General features: G+C 51.9%; 14 protein-coding genes. 11 read left to right on the top strand and 3 right to left on the bottom strand.

Translation table 11 applies throughout. The features are described 5' to 3' along the window. Positions 1-197 precede the first annotated feature (197 nt). On the top strand, positions 198-1,766 hold the full coding sequence (locus EDD73_RS01090) for an L-lactate permease (protein WP_131917844.1): 1,569 nt from the start codon (positions 198-200) through the stop codon (positions 1,764-1,766). A 63-nt stretch (positions 1,767-1,829) separates the two neighbouring features. Here EDD73_RS01090 and EDD73_RS01085 read toward each other — a convergent pair whose 3' ends face one another. Both EDD73_RS01085 and EDD73_RS01080 read right to left on the bottom strand, forming a co-directional pair. Continuing rightward, positions 1,830-3,653 carry a sensor histidine kinase gene (locus EDD73_RS01085; protein ID WP_131917843.1) on the bottom strand — a complete coding sequence of 608 codons (1,824 nt, stop codon included), beginning with the start codon at positions 3,651-3,653 and terminating at the stop codon, positions 1,830-1,832. A gap of 69 nt (positions 3,654-3,722) precedes the next feature. Then, a complete protein-coding gene (locus tag EDD73_RS01080) occupies positions 3,723-5,339 on the bottom strand; it encodes an ATP-binding protein (protein WP_131917842.1) in 1,617 nt (538 codons plus the stop codon). Positions 5,340-5,630: 291 nt separating this feature from the next. Between EDD73_RS01080 and EDD73_RS01075 the strand changes: the two genes are divergently transcribed. The 10 genes from EDD73_RS01075 (at position 5,631) to EDD73_RS01030 (ending at position 18,717) form a co-directional block, all read left to right on the top strand. Next, positions 5,631-6,197 carry a transglutaminase-like domain-containing protein gene (locus tag EDD73_RS01075; protein WP_131917841.1) on the top strand — a complete coding sequence of 189 codons (567 nt, stop codon included), beginning with the start codon at positions 5,631-5,633 and terminating at the stop codon, positions 6,195-6,197. A 132-nt stretch (positions 6,198-6,329) separates the two neighbouring features. Beyond that, positions 6,330-8,219, top strand: a complete 1,890-nt coding sequence (gene acs, locus EDD73_RS01070) for an acetate--CoA ligase (RefSeq protein WP_243116749.1) — start codon at positions 6,330-6,332, stop codon at positions 8,217-8,219. A gap of 140 nt (positions 8,220-8,359) precedes the next feature. Beyond that, positions 8,360-9,313: an MBL fold metallo-hydrolase gene (locus EDD73_RS01065; protein ID WP_131917840.1), complete on the top strand. Its 954-nt coding sequence runs from the start codon at positions 8,360-8,362 to the stop codon at positions 9,311-9,313. A 196-nt stretch (positions 9,314-9,509) separates the two neighbouring features. Then, the gene (ftsZ, locus tag EDD73_RS01060) at positions 9,510-10,736 is read left to right on the top strand and encodes a cell division protein FtsZ (RefSeq protein ID WP_406567177.1); all 1,227 of its coding nucleotides are present in this window, start codon (positions 9,510-9,512) and stop codon (positions 10,734-10,736) included. Between the two features lie 222 nt (positions 10,737-10,958). Next, positions 10,959-12,122, top strand: a complete 1,164-nt coding sequence (locus tag EDD73_RS01055) for an FprA family A-type flavoprotein (protein ID WP_131917839.1) — start codon at positions 10,959-10,961, stop codon at positions 12,120-12,122. A 100-nt stretch (positions 12,123-12,222) separates the two neighbouring features. After that, a complete protein-coding gene (locus EDD73_RS01050) occupies positions 12,223-13,266 on the top strand; it encodes a cation diffusion facilitator family transporter (protein WP_131917838.1) in 1,044 nt (347 codons plus the stop codon). Between the two features lie 43 nt (positions 13,267-13,309). Beyond that, entirely contained in the window at positions 13,310-14,944 is a 1,635-nt protein-coding gene (locus EDD73_RS01045) for a putative manganese-dependent inorganic diphosphatase (protein ID WP_131917837.1), read from the top strand. Positions 14,945-15,010: 66 nt separating this feature from the next. Beyond that, entirely contained in the window at positions 15,011-16,825 is a 1,815-nt protein-coding gene (gene pepF / locus EDD73_RS01040; RefSeq protein ID WP_131917836.1) for an oligoendopeptidase F, read from the top strand. A gap of 567 nt (positions 16,826-17,392) precedes the next feature. Beyond that, the gene (locus EDD73_RS01035) at positions 17,393-18,235 is read left to right on the top strand and encodes a deoxyribonuclease IV (protein WP_131917835.1); all 843 of its coding nucleotides are present in this window, start codon (positions 17,393-17,395) and stop codon (positions 18,233-18,235) included. A 29-nt stretch (positions 18,236-18,264) separates the two neighbouring features. Continuing rightward, a complete protein-coding gene (locus EDD73_RS01030) occupies positions 18,265-18,717 on the top strand; it encodes an N-acetyltransferase (RefSeq protein WP_131917953.1) in 453 nt (150 codons plus the stop codon). On the opposite strand, the gene EDD73_RS01025 is transcribed toward EDD73_RS01030, so the two are convergent. Next, positions 18,677-19,360, bottom strand: coding sequence for a hypothetical protein (locus tag EDD73_RS01025; protein ID WP_131917834.1), 684 nt, complete (start codon positions 19,358-19,360; stop codon positions 18,677-18,679). The two genes, EDD73_RS01030 and EDD73_RS01025, sit on opposite strands and share 41 nt — an antisense overlap. Positions 19,361-19,380: the final 20 nt, after the last annotated feature.

Here is a 19,380-nt window from a genome sequence, read left to right as displayed (position 1 = left end):
TGGTTGCGTCCATGTGATGCAAGTGTATCACAATTACTGCGAAGAATCATTTGTCTCGGCGTGAGATTTGCTGGTATGACCAAGAAGTTATATAAAAGAATATTGATCCTTTTCGATGACAGGTGTATGATGCGAAAGATACCGGAGCGCAAGATACGCGTAAGGGTAAGGTGAGGAAAGGTAGGAGAACGGTAGTTATGGTAGGATCGTTGTTGTTGACCTTATTGCCCATTGTCGTGATTGTGTTGCTGATGACCTGGCGACACTGGGCAGCCGATGTGAGCGGTGTTGTAGGATGGTTGGTGACACTGTTGGTAGCGGGAGTTTTCTTTCATACGTCCCTGGAAGTTGGGCTTCGGGCCAGTCTCGCCGGGACGATTGCTTCGTTTCCTGTTTCCCTGATGGTGGCCGCGTCCATTTTCCAAATTTCCTTTATGGAAGCAACAGGGGCACTGCGCCGAATTGTGGTTTTTGTCAAAATGTTAGCACCAACGGATCGAGCGGTGCAGATCATGCTACTCAATGTCGGTGCCGGGACACTGCTGGTTTCGATCGGGGCCACACCGGTTTCGATTTTACCGCCGATCTTGTTGGCGTTGGGATACTCGGCTTTTGTGGCCGTCGCTTTGCCGGCCATCGGTTTTGATGCTTTATGTACCTTTGCCCTGCTCGGTGCGCCGCTGGTGGTCTATGCCGACTTGACGGGGACGCCCCTGGTGCAATCGGCACAAGTCTTTGCGAAGTTCTTGCCGGTCATTTCGACAATGATCGGCTTTGGGATGCTTTGGATTGTGGGGCGCTGGAAGCTGGTCAAGGAAGGTTTTATTCCTTGTGTGCTCGCTGGTGTGACCAACGGCGGCATGGCGCTGGCAATCGCTTGGATCCCGGCGCTAAATGCCGGCGTGGTGTTAACGGGTGTCATTGCCGGAACCGCGACGATTTTGATGATGCTGCTTTATCTGAAACTGCTGGGGAAACCGATCTTAGATCCCAACTTGCTGACCGATGAAGACCGTGCTGTCGAGAGAAACATGTCGCTGGGCAAAGCGCTGTCACCATGGCTGATCTTGGTATTCTTGTTGATGGTGACGAATTTTTACGGGCCGATCTATGACTTTTTGTTTAAGGCCATGGCCATGCCGGTCACGGTGATCCCTAATCAGCCGATCAAAACGCGGTTGCTCTGGAACGCCTATACCTGGGTCGTGATCAGCACCTTGCTGTCCGTATTAATTTTGCGGCCGTCAGGAAAGGCTTGGCGCGAGACGCTGACCAAATGGGGACGGCGGGCACCACGGCCGACACTGGCGGCAGCCATCTTCTTTGCCATTGCCTTTGTGATCAACAACTCGGGGATGCAGAATGTCGGCGGTGCCTGGAAGCTGGTTGAACCCAGTTCCAATATGATCTGGGTATTGGCGAATGCTTCTTCTTCATTCTTTGGTAGCTTTTATCCTTTTGTCAGTGCTTTTCTGGGGCTTTTCGGCGGTTTTGTCAGTGGCTCCGAAGCGTCGACAATTGCCATGTTTACGAAGTATCATTTGCTGACGTCAGAAATGCTCCATGTCGATGCTTTGTTAGTTACGGCAGCTACGGCGATTGGCGGTGGCTTAGCCAGCGTGATTTCGCCGGCTAAGTTGCAGAATGCAGCAGCGACGATTGATGCGCTGGGGATTGAAAGTCAAGTGATCAAGACGGCTTTTGCCATTTCCCTGTTGTTGACGACGATCACAGCGGTGATGGCAATGATTTTTATCTACATATAATTAACGCGTAAGCGGCCGCAAAAAAACAAGTCCCTTCACAGCAGGTGTGAGGGGACTTGTCTTTTATTCCATTTCGGCGCGTGGGAACGTGACGGTAAAAGCAAAGGAGGATCCTTGGCCCAGTGCACTTTCTACTTCGATCTTGCTGCTCATGAGATTGGCAATACGACCGGCCAAGGTTAAGCCCATGCCAATACCGCCGTAGTGGCGGGTTGAGGAACTGTCACCTTGCATAAACGGTGTAAAGATGCGCTCCAAGGTGGTGGCTTCGATGCCCACACCGGTATCGGTGACAGAGAAGCGCAGTTCAACGGATTTATCGGTTACATTTACGCTTTGCACTTTGATATAAATATGACCATGGGTGGTAAATTTGACAGCGTTGTCGAGCAGGTGAAGGAGAATTTGCTCAAGCTGCAGCGGATCACCCATAATTAGCAAGTTACTTTGGGGATCCATATCGAGATGGATTTCGGTGTTTTTCTCCTTGGCTTGGGCGATAAAAGGTCCTGCAACTTGCTGAACTAACGGACCGGGTTGAAAGGGAATATGACATAAACAAAAAGTGCCGCTGTCAAGTTGGGAGTAGGTCAGAATGTCGGTGATCAACATGGTCAGTTTTTGGGTAGAACCTTGGATGATCTGCAAAAATTCTGCTTGTTCTTCCGTAAGCTCAGTCTCTTCCAGTAATTCGGACATGCCTGTGATGGCATTTAGTGGCGTCCGGAGTTCATGACTCATGATCGATAAAAACTCACTTTTCACCATATTCGCCGATTCGGCTAGTTCTTTGGCGTTAAGCAGTTCTTTTTCAGTTGCTTGTTGTTGCTCCATCTGTATGCGAATTTGCCGGGCCATCTGGTTGAAAGCATTGATGACCGTTGTAAGCTCTTGCGGAGCGGTTTGTTCAATCTGCTCCAGGGGGCCGTTGGAACTATGGTCTTGAATTTTGTTCGCCAACCGGTAGATGGGATTCACGATGGTTCGTTCTAAGAACCAACTTAGCCCGAGGATGATCAACAATGAAACCAAAAAGGTGATAAAGGCATTGGTGCGGATGACCTGCAGGGTAGAACTGTATAAGGTACGGGATTTACCAATGGAGAGGGAACCGAACGGTTGGTAAAATATGTCCAACAGGCCCGTGGTGGCCCATAAGGCATCAGGGCTTTCGGTAATTTGGTTTTCCTTGATCCAGGCCGGTAAGTTTGGCGTAGTCAGTTCCGGGTTCGAAATGATGTGTTGGCGCCCTTGGGGCAGGTCATAGGTGATCGCCAAAGGAACGCCGAGAGAGGACGAAATATTCTCAAGAAAAGCGGAGTCAATTTTTTTACCAAGCAGGAGCAAGCCCTGCGGTGGGCCCGTTGATTCCGAGGTTAAAAACGGTAAAATGGCCACGAGGTACGGTTCGTCTTCGAAGAGAATGTAGCCTCGCATTTGTGTGGGCCCAAAGGACTGCAGCAACTGCTGAACTGCCGGATGGCGAAGTAAGGCCACGCCTGAAGCGGTGGCTTCACCGTAACTGGCGAGAATATTGGTCTTTTGATCGGTGACCAGTACCAGGTCGAGATCGAAGTTCTCCGGTGTCCACTCGGCAAAGTTTTCGTGCAGCCATCGGACATCATGGTCACGGACTTTTGTATACGCTTCATCCCAGGTGGTGTTATCTTTGGCCGTTTTCATCAAACTGTCGACTTCGCTATTTAACAACACCAGGACATTGCTAATGTCATTGAGGGCATCTTTATGCTCTAACTTGGTTAAGTTGCTTGATAGTGAGGAATTGGTGATCAGCAAGTAGATCAGCAACGGTAGCAATCCTACCGAAAGCAGTGCTACCCGTACGGTGGTGCGTATGGTGTCAGGAGTAAAACGGAGGTTTGGCATACAAGGCCCCCCTTTTGCCGGATAAATATAAAAGCGTGTCAATGATTTCTGAGCATCACCTCTATTACACTATGATTCCACCGGTGTGGACGGTTGAATTTGCGATAACGCTTCCGCCCAGTGGGCAGCTTCGATTTGCATTTGCTCGGTAACGGACGAATCCAAGGTAGCCGGCCAAGTGTCCATATCACGACCGAGGATATCATGGAGGGCGATCAGACCGGCTTTGGCGCAGAGCAACGCCAAATCGGCACCGCTGTACCCTTCGGTTTGGGCGGCCAATGCGTCGAGATCGACATCGTCGGCGATAGGCATTTGCCGGGTATGCAATTGTAAGATCTGTGCACGGCCGGCTTGATCGGGGAGGGTGACGCGGATCTGGTAGTCGAAGCGGCCGGGACGAAGCAAGGCCGGATCAAGGATGTCCAGCCGGTTGGTCGTGGCAATGACAACTACTTGGGAACGACGGGTGAAACCGTCCATCAGGGAAAGAAACTGGGCGATGAGTGTGGCTTCAAAGGAGGAGGTTGCGCGGTTGCGATCAAAAGCAAATGCGTCGATCTCATCAAAGAAGATGATGCTCGGCGCCATTTTTTCGGCTTGGGTGAAGAGTTCGCGCAAGCGCTGTTCGCTTTGACCGTGCAGGGAGGAAAGGAATTCGGGGCCTTTAACGGAAAAAAAGCGGGCATCTACTTCTTGGGCAACAGCCTGCGCGAGCAGCGTCTTGCCGCAACCGGGAGGGCCGTACAGCAAGACCCCTTTCGGTGGTTTGATACCCAGCGTTTGGATCAGATCGGGGTAACGAAAGGGCAGTTCCACGGCTTCGCGCATCAGGCGAACTTCGGATTTTAACCCACCCACATCGAGATAGCTGATCGGTTGAGTTGGCTCGACCGGTTCAAAAGAGAAACTACTGTCCCAGCCGTTGCGCGACGGTAGAGCTTGGGCAGGACGGGTAGCACCGGGCTGCGCAGCTTCGGTTTTCGTTGCGAAAAAATCCGGTATGGGCTGGTTTTCGCTGTTGGGATTGGCCCGTTCAATGCCGATCACTTCCGTGCCGGCAAAACGATAGGTCCATGTGGGATCGTAACGGGGATCGATGGTAGCAGGTAGCCTTTTTATCTGGCTTCGTATGTAGTCCCAATCCAGGCGAGGACAAAGGCGGCAGTGGCGCTGTTCCGCTTGCTCATGAAGCAGTGTCAAAAGGGCATCTTGATCCAGGTGAAAGACACCGTTGCCATCAACGTGGCCGCAGTGATACCACCGAGGTCCATTGGTGCCGGCGTCGAGCATGTCCACAATCAAGTAACGGCAACCGGGACGAAATCGTTCCGTTCCCGTAATGGGTGCGTCGCTGCTCTGGTAACCGCCGTTGCAGTGACGCCGGGAATCATCGGCGCGCAGGGCTTCTTGAAGGCAGCCGATCACTAAGGTGAACTGGGCAAAGGAAAGCGGTTCACCGTTGACCGTGACCGCCGGTTCCGGCCCTTTGCTCAACAGCGGCCAAAGTTGGCATAACGCTTGCAGATCGGTGTCACTGCCGCTGAAGGTTAACTGCCCGGTACGCCGTCCCTGAAGAAAACGGGTGAGCGTAAAAGAGGGGTGGCGGCGAGCCACGCGCCAGGTATTCCAGCTTTGCCGGGACCAAGAGAAGGGCAGGTGAAGTTGAATATGCATATTAATCATTGTGTTTCTTCCTTGTTTGTTTTGAGTTGTGCTTCATCGGTGGTTGTGCTTCAATTGTGCGATCGAGCTTGTATCGCTGTCAAGCGAAACTACGCCCCAGCCCACCGTGGCAGGCTTTGACAGAATGTAGAGAAAGGGTAAACACTGTTTTGAACGACTAATTTGAATTTTTTGAAACTATACTTTTATCACGTGCGAGAACCCGTTATAATAGGGTTATACCGTACAAGCGGTAGCTCAGAGAAGGTTTCTTGCCACCCTTGTTGATCAGTAGCAAAAGGAGGAAGCACAATGACGTCAATAGAAACCAAACCAAGAGATCTCTGGGCGGCTACGGCTGCAGGTCGGATCGCATCCCATGCGGTAGCCCATGGAGTACCCTTAGAGGAAAGTATGAGCGAACGCTTAGCAGCGTCGATACCGTCACCGGTGGCGGTGGAGGAATTGCAGCAGCAGCAGTCCCTGTGGTTGGCCGAGACCGAAGATTGCCCTTTTTTACCGGAAGTGCAATTGTTGGCCCGTCGTTTTGCTTTACCTGCAGGGGGCTGGGAAGCCATCAGCATCTTGGCCGATTTTATCTACCAACGTTACGCCTTTGTCATCGCCCCGGCGGGACGGATTGAGGACATGTTGCAGCAGAAAAAAGGAACGGTCCAGGATTTTGCTCATCTTTTCATCGCTATCTTGCGTGCAGGCCAAATCCCGGCACGTTTGATCAGCGGTGAGGTAACCGATCCAACCTTGCGCGGGTACGGTGGTAACCACACTTGGGTGGAATTTTGGCTGCCTGAGGTGGGCTGGGTAGCGATTGATCCTGCGAATAACCGGGTCGTCGGCGATGGCTACCGGCAATCGTAAGGATTGTATGGGGTAACAAGGCATTTTGTCCAGAGATTTAAAAAATTTGCGACCATTGTCTTGCGCAATCATTACCGTTTCCATTACAATCATTTTCGATAGCCAACAAAATAAACTACAGGAGGGACAGCATTGACTCAGAATCTGGACAATCTACTTCAAATGAGTGCTGCATATCCGCCGCCGGCGCGCGTGACCGATGTAGCAAACTTGAAAAATTATGACGAAGTCTACGCTCGTTCGGTTGCTGACACCGATGGTTTCTGGGGTGAAGTAGCCTCGGAATTATCGTGGTTTAAGCCCTGGGAAAAAACGTTAGACTGGCAGTGTCCCCATCATCGTTGGTTTGTTGGCGGGCAAGTAAACATTACATACAATGCCCTTGATCGTCACCTGACCAACGGCAATCGCAATAAAGTTGCCTTTATCTGGTTAGGCGAAGACGGCACGGAACGGCAGATCACCTATGGGCAACTGCATGGTGAAGTATGCCGCGCTGCCAGCGCGCTAAAATCGCTGGGTGTTGGCAAAGGCGATCGCGTCATCGTTTATATGCCGCTGACGCTCGAAGGCGCCATCGTCATGCTTGCTTGCGCCCGTATCGGCGCAATCCACAGTGTGGTCTATGCCGGCTTAGGTTCGGGCGCTCTCCGTGAGCGGATTGATGATTCGCAAGCCAAAGTGGTCTTTACGTCCGATGTCACTTTCCGCCGCGGTAAAGCCGTGCCCTTAAAGCCCATCGTTGATGAAGCTGTTCTGGAAGCTGCTTCGGTGGAGCACGTCGTGGTCTGGCGCCGGGTCACCAATACAGAACTGACCGGCAAAGAAATGGACTACCAAGACTTCATCGCCCGGGGAAGCAAAGATTGCCCGGCCGAAGTCATGGATGCGGAAGATCCGCTGTTCATCCTTTACACTTCCGGCACAACGGCCAAACCGAAAGGTATCGTGCACGTTCATGGCGGTTATATGGTCGGTATCTACTACATGGCCAAAGCCTTCATGGACTTCAAACCCGATGATGTGTACTGGTGTACTTCTGATATCGGCTGGATCGTCGGTCACTCCTACATCGTCTACGGTCCGCTTGTTGCCGGCGTAACGACGGTGTTCCGTGAAGGCGCACTGGACTTCCCCGATCCCGGCAAACCTTGGGAAATCGTCGAGAAATACGATGTTTCCGTTATGTTTACCGCCCCGACGGCGATTCGCTTACTGATGAAATACGGCAATGAATGGCCGCAAAAATACAATATCTCCAGCCTGCGTTACATGATCTGCGCCGGCGAACCCTTGAACCCCGAAGCATGGCGCTGGGCTTACGAGCACCTGATCTCGCCCCATGATGGGTTCTTGGTGGACAACTGGTGGCAAACAGAAATTGCCGGACCGACGCTGGGTACGTTGCCGATCATGGCGGCTAAACCCGGTAAAGTGGGCCGTCCGTTGCCCGGTGTTATCGCCGAGGTCGTTGATGCCGAAGGCAACCCGATGGAAGCCAACAAAGGCGGGTTGCTCGTCTTGCGGAAGCCGTTGCCGCACATGATGAAAACGATCTTCAACGATCCTTACCGTTATGCCGAAGTCTGGGATCGCATTCCCGGCAGCTATGCAACTGGTGACATGGCGGTCATGGACGAAGAAGGCTACATCGCCGTTCTGGGTCGCGCGGATGACGTCCTGAACATTGCCGGTCACCGTATCGGTACGATGGAAGTCGAAAGTGCCCTCGTTTCGCACCCGGCCGTTGCCGAAGCCGCAGCGATCGGCAAGCCCGATCCGGTCAAAGGCGAAGTCTTGAAAACCTTCGTCACCTTGCGGTTAGGTTTCGAGCCGTCGCCGGAACTGGAGCAAGAATTGATCAAGCACGTGAAGAAGGAACTGGGTCCGATCGTGATCATCTCCGAACTGGAATTTGCGACGAAACTGCCCAAAACCCGTTCCGGGAAAATCATTCGTCGACTCCTGAAGGCTCGTGAGATGGGACAAGATCCTGGCGATCTCACAACACTGGAAGAATAACAACGTTACAAAATACGTAGGATTACTGCCGGATGGCTCTTTACGGATGAGCGCCGGCAGTTTTCTTTATCTTTTTTTGTTGTGATCATTCGAATTGCAGGATATCGGCAAAAAATGCCGAAGAGAAGGGACGTTGAAATATGAGCGCAGACCAACAAGCGCGATTGATCCAGTGGGATCATGGTGTGGCGCAATATGATTTGATGTATGGCGGACAACCGGAATGTGCATCAGGCTATGTGATTACCGGGGCCGTTCCCACGTTGATCGAAACCGGAACGAGCGGTGCTTTTGAAAATACATTGGCGGCTTTACAGGCACTGGCCATCGCTCCGCAGGATGTGCAATATGTGATCGTTACGCATATTCACCTTGATCATGCCGGTGGTGCCGGTCGGTTGCTGCAAGCATTGCCCAATGCCAAGTTGGTCGTTCATCCTCGTGGTGCCCGGCACATGATCGATCCGACCAAACTGATCGCCAGTGCCCGCGAAGTCTACGGCGACTCTTTTGAACAACTTTTTGACCCGATCGTTCCGGTACCGCAGGAACGAGTGATCTTAGCGGAAGACGGCATGACGCTGGCCCTGGACGGACGAACCCTAACGCTCTTAGACACGCCCGGCCATGCTCGTCATCATGTGGCTATTTATGATGATTTATCACGGGGGATTTTCAGTGGTGATACCATCGGTTTAACTTTCCCTGCTCTGAACCAATTGGGGGCACGTTTTTATTGCCCTACCTCATCGCCGACGCAATTTGATCCGGCAGCGTTGAAAGCCACTTTGACCCGATGTGCAGCGCTTCAACCGGAAGTGATCTACTTTACCCATTACGGACGCCATGAAGGTGCCTTAGCGATTATTGAGCAGAACTTGCAGTGGATCGATACCTATGTCCAGCTGGGCCAAGTTCATTATGATCGTCAGGAAGGTTGGAGCAGTATTGCCCGGGCTATGCGCCAGGCCTTTTATGAACAACTGCAACAACAAGGTATCGGGCCGGAGCAGCCGGAGTTGGCTACCCTGGAATTTGATCTGGAACTAAATGCGAAGGGCTTAGCTTGTTTTCTTGACCGGCAACGGGATTAACGGAGTTAGGTGCCTAATTCCGACCGTATGAGGGAAGCTGAATAAATTAAAAAAGGAAAAATATTGCACGGTAGCAGGAAAAAGAACAAAAAGGTTGAATTCATCTTTGCAGTGAAATAAAAGTTCCGTGAAAACTGGCTTTGGATATTAAAGAAGCAAATTGATATAGCGAGTACGGAGAAGAGGTGTGGTCGCTCTGTTTGAAATTGATAATGGCCCCTTGAATATGGTTACCATCCGGGTGCTTGGTGTCGGAGGAGGCGGGGGCAATGCCCTTAACCGAATGATTGACCATGGCGTTCAAGGCGTAGATTTTATTGCGATCAACACCGACGCCCAGGCGCTGAGCACCTCCAGAGCAGAACAACGGGTACAAATCGGCACACGCTTGACCAAAGGCCTTGGTGCTGGGGCGAATCCACAAAACGGACGACTGGCAGCGGAAGAAAGCCGTGAGCTCCTCAAAGAAGTAGTATCCGGTGCCGATATGGTTTTTGTTACGGCTGGATTAGGTGGAGGAACAGGAACGGGAGCAGCGCCGGTGATCGCCCGCATCGCGAAGGAAATGGGGATATTAACGGTAGGCGTTGTTACCTGTCCCTTTGCTTTTGAAGGACGAACACGAGCTCGTCATGCCCAAGCCGGCTTGCGTGAGTTGGAGTCGGCTGTGGATACGCTGATTACCATTCCCAATGATCGCTTATTAGGAATTGTCGATAAACGTACGACGATGACCGAAGCCTTTCAATATGCCGATGATGTATTACGGCAAGGGGTCCAGGGGATTTCCGATTTGATCGCTGTACCTGGCCTGATCAACCTTGACTTTGCCGATGTGCGCGCGATCATGCATAACGGAGGGCCTGCGATGCTTGGCGTAGGCAGCGCTTCCGGTACCAATCACGCCATGGCTGCGGTGAAAAAAGCGATCTCCAGCCCCTTGCTGGAACGGACACTGGATGGGGCTACGGGCGTATTGATTCACTTTACAATGGGGGCCTCCTTGTCTTTGATCGATATCAATGAAGCAGCCGAGATTGTTACGCAGATTGCCGATCCGGAAGCGAACATCATCTTTGGTGCCAATATCGATCCGCTGCTCGGCGATAAGGTCTCCGTAACGATCGTAGCTACCGGATATAAGAACAGCGATGCGATGGCCGGACAACCGGCTGTTTCGCAACCGGCGGGGCGAGCCGAAGGGCAGGCAGGACAGCAATTCAGCGGTGGTCAACAACCTGCCATAGGGCAATCTTCAATCGGGCAACCTACGGTAGGCCAGCAACCGCTGCCAACGCCGGCCGGTTCAAGAAGTCAAACCATGGAGACGGTTGCGCCATCGGCACCGCCAACGATGCCGGAGACCAAAGAATTTGTACGTGAAGAGCTGGATATCCCCGCTTTTTTGCGTAAATATCGTTAAGGATCGTCAGTCCTCAGTCCCGACAATTAAGACAACGTCGTCGCTTTTGCGTCGGCGTTTTTCTGTATTGCCTGAAGAAATTGAACCATTGGAGCGTAAATACATAAGAAAACAATAATTAGGAATGATTACTGATTGACAAAGAACTGGAATTACGGCAAAATAAATGAGACGTGATAACCGAGGGCATGCGTTTTTGATCCATATTAAGGAGGAAACAACGTGAAACCGATCAAGTTGAAGGACAACGTGTATTGGGTTGGCGCCATTGACTGGGATCTCCGTGAATTTCATGGCTATTTGACCCAGCGGGGTTCCACCTATAATGCGTATTTGATCATTGACGAGAAAATTACCTTGATTGATACAGTAAAACATTATCTCACTGATGAGATGTTGGAGCGGATTTCCCATCTGGTTGATCCGGCTAAAATCGATTATATTGTGTGTAACCATATTGAGATGGATCATTCGGGTTCCGTGCCGCGGATGATGGAATTGGCGCCGAACGCGACCATTTGCACATCGGTCAATGGCGCGAAAACCTTAAAAGCACACTTCAAGAAAGATTACCCTGTGAAGGTGATAAAGTCTGGCGACAGCTTATCGATTGGTCAGAAAACCTTGAATTTTGTCCATACGCAAATGGTCCATTGGCCCGACAGCATGGTTACGTACCTGGCAGAAGATAAAATCCTTTTCTCCAACGATGCCTTCGGCCAGCATTATGCCTCTTCTGAGCGTTTTGACGATGAGCTTTCCTCACACATCGTCATCGAAGAAGCGCGCAAATACTATGCCAATATTGTGCTTCCCTACGGCATGCAAGTGCAAAAAGCCTTGGCGGCCGTCGAAAAAATGGATATCGATATGATTGCAACGAGCCATGGTGCGATTTGGCGTACCCATGTCCGTGAAATTATTGAGGAATATAAAAAATGGGCGGCCAACATTACCAAGCCCAAAGCGGTCATTGTTTATGATACGATGTGGGGTTCGACCGATCTGATTGCTCGTTCACTGGCCCGTGTGTTTGAAGAGAAGGACATTCAAGTGCGGATGTGCATCTTAACATCGAACCATATTTCAGACATCATGACCGATCTGATTGAAGCGAAATACATTTGCGTAGGTTCGCCGACGCTGAACAATAATATGCTGCCGACGGTTGCCGGTTTCTTGGCTTATCTCAAAGGGTTGGCACCGAAAAACCGCACTGCCCTTGCTTTTGGTTCCTACGGATGGGGCGGACAAAGCATTCAGCTTGTGGACGATATGCTCAAAAGCTGCGGATTTGACATGCTGGAACAAGTTCGCGTCAACTATATACCGGATGAGGCGGAACTGCAGGCAATCCGTGAGCGAGTTCAGGCCGCCATCAACTAACACTACGTTGCAAGCCCGCTGATCCGATTTTCAGCGGGTTTGTACTTATTGCCTGCTTATTGTTAACAACCGGCGATATTTAGAAGGAGCGTTATTTTCATTGGCTAAGCAAGTCCTGTTTCTGTTACGTCAAGCCAACTATACGTCATTAAAAAGTGCCATCGGGAATTTGTTTCTTGCGGTCATCAAGTTTTTTGCCTTTACGTTTACCGGTTCCCTGGCGATGCAGGCCGAAGCGATCCACAGTTTTAACGACGGCTGCGCCCAAGCGGCGGTTTTTGTGGGATCGGTCTTTGCTTCGCGCAAACCAACATCATCGTTTCCGAATGGGTTTGGGCGCCTTTCCAACTTGATTGTCCTCTTTGTGGCAATTTTTATGGCTTATAACGCCGAGCACATGATCCAGAAAAGTTTTCATGTCCTGCTGGCACCGGCAGCATCGCCGGCCGCAGGTTTTTTCTGGAATATCGTAGTGCTGGTAAGTGCCTTTGTCGTAGATGGGTTCGTGCTTTACCAAGCCATGAAAGATATCGGCAAGGAAGTCGAAAGCCCGGCACGAGGGTGGGAATTGGTTAAATTGTCATTGCGATCGTACCACCTGGCCACACCGGAAACACGGCTGGTGTTTTGGGAAGATCTATTGGCCACAGGGGCGATCTTCATCGCCGTAGCCGGGATTACCGCGGCCCATCTGGGTGTGGCACCGTGGGGTGACAGCCTGGCTGGGTTGATTATCGGTGTATTGCTCTTTGGCATTGCGGTGAACGTTGCTTGGGAAAACATCAAGGGTTTGATCGGCTATACGGCACCGGAGGAAGTGGTCGAGGAAATTGCCGAAGCGATTATGGAAGTTGAAGGTGTGGAAGACCTTTATGAGTTGGATGTGGTACAGGAAGGCGCCTTTTTGGATGTGGACGGCACCATCGAACTGCCCGAGACCATGTCCGTTGGCGAAGCGGAAGATGTGAAAGATGAGATCGAGCGGCGCCTCAAAAAGATCTATCCGAACATCCATAATGTGACGTTAGGGATTCATGAAGACGATGAATTAAGTCGTTGGGGCTCCCGTGAGTATGTTCGCTTGCGGCGCAAGGCGCCAGCGTGTAAACTTGTAAAGGTAGCAGTTAGCACCCGTAAGAAATAGAAACGGAGTGCATGAATCTAGGGGAGAATGAGGGGGAGCATCCATGGCTGTCATCGTGATTGGCCACCGGCATCCGGACACAGATTCGATCTGTTCGGCCATCAGCTATGCTGCATTGAAGCAGCAATTAACCGGGAGAGAGTATATCGCGGCTCGGACCGGGAACATCAAAGCAGAAACGCAATTTGCGTTAGATACCTTCAATGTTGCTGCACCGGAACTGGTGCTAGATGTACGCTCGCGCGTTTCTGACATGCTGGGCAATGAAGCACCGATTACGGTTTCGCCCGACACGCCGATTCGCGAAGTCGGGATTCTGGCCCGAACCAACACCACCAAGTCTTTGCCTGTGGTTGATGATCATGGTCGGTTATTAGGTGTGATTTCCTTAGGCGATATTACTCAGCGTTATTTAAGCTTAGATGAACTTAAAGATCTGGAGCGTATGCATTTTACCTTGGGCGGTGTGTTGCGGACCATGGGGGGGCGCTTCCTGGTGCCGGCCAATCCGGAAACGCAATTGCGCGGTAAGGCAATGATCGCTGCGATGAACGTAGAAACGATGGCGGCGCGCATTGAGCCTGGTGATGTAGTGCTCGTCGGTGACCGCGAAGATGCGCACCTGGCGGCACTGGAAGCCGGTGCAGGTTGCTTGATCGTGACCGGTGGCTTTGCCATCACATCGCGTGTTCAGAAAAAAGCATACGATCTGGGCACGCCGGTGCTGTCGGTACCTCATGATACCTTCAGCACGGCCCGTTTGCTGGGGCTCAGTGCGCCCGTATCGACACTGATGCATACGGAAGGGATGATCACCTTCCAACCCGATGATTTTGCTGATGATGCCCGTAAAGTCATGTTGGAAACGCGTTTTCGTAACTATCCCGTCGTCGATCAAGATAACAAGTTCATCGGCGTCGTGTCCCGTTACCACCTGTTGGCCCTGCAGCGCAAAAAGGTGATTTTGGTCGACCACAATGAAAAAAGCCAAGCTGTTGCCGGGTTGGATCAAGCGCAAGTGCTGGAAGTCATTGATCACCACCGCGTCGGCGATGTACAGACCGGCGAGCCCATTTACTTCCGCAGCGAACCGGTGGGCTGTACCGCAACGATCGTGGCCGGGATGTATGAAGAAAATGAGATCGAACCGTCGAAGGAAATGGCCGGCTTGATGCTGTCGGCAATTTTATCCGATACGGTGTTGTTCAAGAGCCCTACCTGTACGCCCCGTGATCGCCGGACCGCCGAAAAGCTGGCCGCCATTGCCGGTGTGGACATCATGGAGTATGGTACGGCGCTCTTTACGGCCGGATCTTCCTTGGAGGGGCGTTCCGCCGAGGAGATCATCTACCAGGACTTCAAAGAGTTTCATTTCGGTGACGTGGCCTTGGCCATCAGCCAAGTGGAAACGATGGATGCCGTCGGTGCTACCCATTTGCAGGCAGAACTGTTGGATAAAATGGAAACCATTCGTCAACATAAAGGACTCGATATGACCTTGTTGATGTTCACCGATATTATTAAAGAAGTGACATCGCTGCTGGTCACCGGTGACAAACTCGAAATAATCGAAAAGGTCTTCAAAACCAAGGTGGAGAATGGCGTAGCCTGCTTGCCCGGTGTTCTCTCCCGTAAAAAACAAGTTGTACCTCCCTTGTCGGCATATTTTGGTATGTAATCGGGAAACCTTAGCCCGGAGCTGGTAAGCTCCGGGCTTTTGGATAAAATGGAGGGTGATCGATTGATGCAACCGACGAAGGCACTGCCAAATCGTTCGGAGATCGCCGCATCGGCCAAATGGCGGCTTGAAGATATTTATGCCAGTGATGACGCTTGGGAACGCGATTTTCAGGCGTTGCCTGCGCTCCTGCAAGAGATAGCAGCGTGGCAAGGGCGAATCACCGAGGGCGCGGCGGCGCTTGCTACCGTCTTGGAACTCCATGACCGGATCAACCTGGCCTTGGATCGCTTGTTTACCTATGGGCGGATGCGCCGCGATGAGGATAACGCCAATGCCACCTACCAGGCGATGACGGAACGGGTCATGGCCCTGGGTACGGTGGTGGCCGGCAAAACGGCTTTTTTGGTTCCGGAAATTTTAACCTTGTCTGAAGTACAGTTGCAGGCGTGGCTCGATCAAGAACCGCGGTTGCAAGTGTATCGGTTTTTCTTACAAGATACATTGCGGCAAAAGCCCCATGTATTGTCGCGGGAAGAAGAAGCGCTGTTGGCCCAAGCCGGTGATCTGGCGCAAGTACCGTCCCATGTGTTTACCATGCTGAATAACGCCGATCTGCGTTTTCCGGTGATCCGCGATGAACAGGGCCATGAAGTGGAAATTACTCATGGCCGTTTTGTACGTTTTATGGAAAGCCGGGACCGGCGCGTACGGCGCGATGCTTTTGCCGGTTTTTATCAAACCTACGGTTCGGTGCAAAATACGCTGGCGGCGACGCTGGGGGCCGTGATCAAACGGGATATTTTTTATGCCCGTGCCCGTAAGCATCCATCAGCCCTGGAGGCATCGCTTTTTGCCGACCAAGTGCCTTTGGCCGTCTATGACAATTTGATCGCCACGATCCGGGCCGGGCTGCCGGTGTTGCATCGTTATGTGCGCCTGCGTAAGCAACTGCTGGGCGTCGATGAGCTGCACATGTATGACTTGTATGTACCGCTGACCAAAGACATGGATTGGCATGTGCCTTACGAAGAAGCGGTCGCGATGGTGCAAGAAAGTCTCCGACCCCTGGGCGAAGAGTATGGCCGTGTGCTGGCGGAAGGATTTCAGAGCGGCTGGGTCGATGTGTATGAAAATCGCGGCAAGACGAGTGGTGCCTACTCCTGGGGACCCTATGGCACCCATCCGTTTGTCTTGATGAATTATCAGGGAACACTGGATGATGTCTTTACACTGGCTCATGAGATGGGCCATGCGATGCATTCGTACTATGCACACCAGCAGCCGTATGTAAACAGCCAGTATTCGATCTTTGCGGCGGAAGTGGCATCGACGGTCAATGAAACCTTGTTGATGCATTACTTACTCAAAACGGTGAAGGACGATCGACAGCGGGCCAGTCTGGTCAATCATTACCTCGAGCAGTTCCGTGGTACTGTGTTCCGTCAAACCATGTTTGCTGAGTTTGAAAAGGCGGTTCATGCCCACGTAGAAGCCGGTCAGGCAGTGACACCGCCCACGCTGGGAGCGCAGTACCGGCAGTTGAATCAGGACTATTATGGGCCGGATATGGTGGTCGATGAACCGATCGCCTTGGAGTGGTCGCGGATCCCACATTTTTACTCGAATTTTTATGTTTATAAATACGCTACCGGTTTTTCAGCGGCGACGTCGCTGGCGCAGCAGATTCTGGAGCAAGGTGAGCCGGCGGTTGCGCGATACTTGGCTTTTCTCCGGAGTGGTGGTTCTGATTATCCGCTGGAACAGTTGCAGGCAGCCGGTGTCGATATGACATCGCCGGAACCGATTGCCCAGAGCTTGCAAGTGTTTGCAACCCATGTGGAGGAATTAGCGCGCCTGAACCGGTTGACCTTAACCTAAACCGATAACCGATATCCGGGTAGGCACATGGTAAATTTTATTACCATCGTGTATAATATTTTTAAGAATCCAGGAAGCACGCGGGGTGATGGCCCCGCTTTTTTGCGTATCTTGCCAAGAGTGGTTTAAGCCAAGAACGGTTTGAGCGAAGCTTAGAAGCTCCGCTCAAACCGGACGTTGGGCTCATTAGAGATTTCAAGTTAGAAGCAACGAGTTGCTGAAGTTCCTAAGATGGCAATGATGATGATCAGGATTGCTAAGGCGATGATATCATTGCTGTACCGGGAGCCGCCACCACATACCGTGCTCATTGTGTTACCTCCTTACGCTGAATGGATAGGTTTTGGATGAACTAGTCGTTGCAACCGCAGAACAAACTGGGGAAAAAGGCACCGATGACAATCAAAGTGATCACGAGACCAGCGACGTTTTGGAAGCGACCGAAGAAGCCATAACCGCTCATGTGAAAAGCACTCCTTTCTGCTAGGCGAGTAACTCTAGGCTCAGTGTTAAGATTATGGGATTTTGCGGAAACGGTGACTGTCCACGAAAGGAAATGAATGTGAGATGTTCTTTGGAGCTCATTTATCGATTTCAAAAGGCTTTACAGCGGCCGTAAAAGAGGCCCTGGCGATTGGGGCCACAACCTTTCAATTTTTTACCCGTAACCCGCGCGGAGGAGGAGCCAAAGCGCTGGATGCCGAAGACATTGAGAAAGCCTGGCAATTGCGCCAGGAACATGGTTTTGGTCCGCTGGTCGCTCATGCGCCCTATACGATCAACATGGCGGCGGAGAAAGAGGAGACCTGGGCGTTTGCGCGACAGACGCTGGCTGCCGATATTGTCCGGATGGGCCAGGCTCGGATTCCGTACATCGTGGTTCACCCCGGGAGCCATGTCGGTCAAGGTGCGGAAGCTGGTGTGGAACGAATCGCAGCAGCATTGAATGCAATCCTGCGCCCGGATCAAGAAGTGATGGTGCTTTTGGAAGGGATGGCCGGCGCCGGTTCAGAAGTTGGCGGTCGTTTTGAGGAATTGCGAGCCATCATTGATCGGCTGGACGTGCCGGAAATGGTCGGTGTGTGCTTGGATACGTGCCATTTGTTCGGTGCCGGCTATGATGTGCATGATTTTAGCGCGGTGCTGACTGAGTTTGATCAAGTCGTTGGCTTGACGCGCTTGAAGGCCATGCATTTTAATGACAGCTTGCAACCGCTGGCATCGCGTAAAGATCGGCATGCACTGATCGGGCAAGGCCAGATTGGCGCAACTGCACTGGCGGAGGTACTACGCCATCCGGCCCTGGCGTCGCTGCCGGTGAACCTGGAAACACCGGGCGAGCTTGCGGACTATCAGCGGGAGATTGCTTGGATGCGATCCGCCGTTCTGGAGAACGATAAGATAAAATAGAGGGGGAACTCAAGGTGGTACAACAGTTCATGCTGCGTAAGGCCCGGATGAATGATGTGGAGGCGATTCATGCGTTAATCAGTGAAAATGCTGCCGAGGGCCTGATGCTAGCTCGCCCGCGCAGTTTGCTTTACGAGTCGCTGCGGGATATGACGGTGGCTGAAGAAAACGGTAAGATTATCGGCACCGGTTCGTTGCATATCCTCTGGGAAGACTTGGCGGAAATCCGGGGCTTAGCGATTGCCAAGGAAGGGCGGGGCCGTGGGATTGGACGGGCGATTGTGGAGGCGCTGACCGAAGAAGCGCGGGGGTTAGGCTTAGCCCGTGTGTTTGCGCTGACCTATCAGGACGGTTTTTTTGCGAAGTGCGGTTTTCGCATCGTCAGCAAAGAGCAATTACCCCATAAGGTCTGGAAAGAGTGTATTGACTGCCCTAAATTCCCTAACTGTGATGAAATAGCGATGCTGCTCGAGGTTCACTAAGCGAGCGCGAGCGACCGGACAGGGGAAGATGGTTTTCGTGGTGCCATGGGGGATCAGCCCGGGGTGTAGCGTACTCAGAAAGCCAGTAGATTAGGCTGTGAACCCGTTGTAGCGAACTGAGATACTGGGCTTGGTAGAGACGTTTCGGTGATTGTCGAGTGTCGATGAATTCGCCGGTATCAATAAGGATCAGCCGTCCTTCCGGCGTTTGCATCAAGTTAAACAACTGCAAGTCGCGAGGCAGGTAGGGCGTTACGGACATGCTTTGCCGCAAATCCGACTCCAACTGCAAGATGGCGCTATAAGTCGTGTGGAAGTTCCCCTTGTCGATCAAATGATCAAGCCGCTCGCCGGTCACGAAGCCGGTAGCTAACCAGCGATCACCATGGGCGATGTATTTTTCAAAACTGGCCCAGGGATGTAAGGCACGCAAGCGGTTCCGCTCAGACGCAATGTCATGGCTTGGTTTACGGGGGATTTTCAGTGCAATGTGCTTATAGCGAAAAACGATCATATACTGACCTTGCCCCACATAGTGAAACCCCATCTCTCTCCATGGAGGATCGACAGATGGTTTGTAGTGACGATGGAGAGAGTGTTTCGCGCAAAAATCAGCACAAAAGCGATCACATAACGTTAGCATCGGACAATCCTTTCTTCTGA

The organism is Heliophilum fasciatum (genome assembly GCF_004341395.1).
Lineage (GTDB): Bacteria > Bacillota > Desulfitobacteriia > Heliobacteriales > Heliobacteriaceae > Heliophilum > Heliophilum fasciatum.
This window is presented reverse-complemented; position numbering and strand designations above follow the sequence as displayed.